Origin of the sequence: Streptomyces sp. NPDC093795 (assembly GCF_044764665.1) — a bacterium.
Lineage (GTDB): Bacteria > Actinomycetota > Actinomycetes > Streptomycetales > Streptomycetaceae > Streptomyces.
Genome location: NZ_JBIWIO010000025.1, coordinates 1 through 1,812 on the forward strand (window position 1 = coordinate 1; position 1,812 = coordinate 1,812).

The 1,812-nt window shown below is 66.5% G+C and carries 1 protein-coding gene and 1 pseudogene; both read left to right on the top strand.

Annotation, left to right across the window (positions count from 1 at the left end; genetic code table 11):
- Positions 1-35: 35 nt before the first annotated feature.
- A complete protein-coding gene (locus tag ACIRB7_RS33850) occupies positions 36-344 on the top strand; it encodes a transposase (RefSeq protein ID WP_403606738.1) in 309 nt (102 codons plus the stop codon).
- Positions 345-986: 642 nt separating this feature from the next.
- Positions 987-1,754, top strand: a pseudogene (locus ACIRB7_RS33855) (transposase).
- The last annotated feature ends 58 nt before the right edge of the window (positions 1,755-1,812 follow it).

The window sequence follows — 1,812 nt, forward strand, 5'->3', positions numbered from 1 at the left end:
TAGGGCGTGTGTCGAAAGTGAATCTTGAGCTGTGAATGATCACGGTTCATGGGTCGGGGAGATCTCACGGACGAGCAGGGGGCGGTACTGGAGCCGTTGTTTCCGATGGGGGCCAGGGCGGGCGCCCGCCTGTCTGGCCCCGGCGGCAACTGATCAACGGCATACGGTTCCGGGTCCGGACCGGAGTTCCGTGGCGGGACGTGCCGCGGATCCCGCAGTGGCCGACCGCCACGTTTCGACCCCATCGACCACCGCGAACGTCACACGGTCGAGTGCGGAATCAACCGCCTCAAGAGCCACCGCGCCGTCGCCACGCGGTACGACAAACTCGCCGTCCGCTATGAGGCGACCGTGCCGATCGCGATCAACGAACGAGTGACTGTGAGGCCTCTCTGACTAGCTTCCGGCGCCATCTCCACGCAGCGCAGCACGGACCAGAGCAATGTCCGCAGCGGGGATGGCGAGCTCCCAGTAACGATCAGCGGCTTGTAGGGACAGCAGACGGAACATGCCCTTGTCGACTCCCCCACTTCCCGGGCCGGAGACCGGGCCCGCCCCATGAACGTGGAACGGAGCAACCAAGGCGATGTCCTCGCCGGCTCTGCTGAGAACCTGAAAAGGCCTCCACACCGCCAACGGAGATGCTGCAGGATCCAGAATCAGCGATCCCTGCCGGAAGCGGCGGCCATCACGGACGAACGCGGAGACCTCGCGAGCCTCTCCCGCGTTCAACGCCACCACGTCCGCCTCGGCGCGATGCCGAGCGTTCCCTGTGAGCTGCTCGATGAGGCGACTCGGATGCCGGAGCAGATCCGTGAAGGACTGTGTCCCTGCGGCCCGTCGTGCCTTCCGTCCCACCATTGCCCCCCTGCATCGCGGTCGGATCCAGGGTAATGGTGGGGCATACGAGATCGCCTCTCAAACAACTTTCGGAACAGGCCTGTAAAGGGTGTTGCAGAAGGCTCAGTTCCGGGCATTTTCCCTGTATGGGTGGGGTGTTGCGGGCTGGGCCGGTGTGGGTGGAGACGTTCACGGGCTTGCGAATCGACTGGTTCGCGAAGTTGGTGAAAGTGGTGAAGGAGCGGGGCGGGAACGGTCCCGGTGGTGGCCGGCCGTGGTGCCTGCCGCTGGCCGACAGGGTCCTGCTGGTTGTCGTCTAGTACCGCACCAACCTCACCATGCGGCAGCTCGCCCCGCTCTTCGGGATCTCCCCGGCCACCGTCTGCCGGGTCATCCACCGCCTGCGGTTGCTGGCCCTGGAGCCCGCCCCGCGGCCGGTCGCCGACGTCGACCGGCTGTGGATCGTGGACGGAACCTTGATCCCGGTCCGCGACCGCACCATCGCAGCCTCCTCCCGCAACTACCGGTTCTCGGCGAACGTGCAGGTCATCATCGACACAGACAGCCGCCTGGTCATCGCCTCCGCCCGGCCCGCACCGGGCAACAAGGCCGACGCCCACGTGTGGCGGGAATCTGGGCTGCCGGCCACGGCGGCCGGGACGACAGTGATCGCGGACGGCGCCTACCTCGGCACCGGCCTGATCGTCCCGCACCGGAAGAGAGCCGGACGTCCCCTCCTGCGCGGCCAGGAGGAAGACAACGCCGAACACCGACGCGTCCGCGCACGCGTCGAGCACACCTTCGCCCGGATGAAGAACTGGAAGATCCTCCGCGACTGCCGCCAGAAAGGAGACGGCCTCCACCACGCGGTCCAGGCCGTCGCCACCATGCACAACCGCACCATGACACGGTGAAACAGCAGGTCATACGCCACTCCGGCCTACCGAAGCCCGACCTTCTGCAACACCCTTT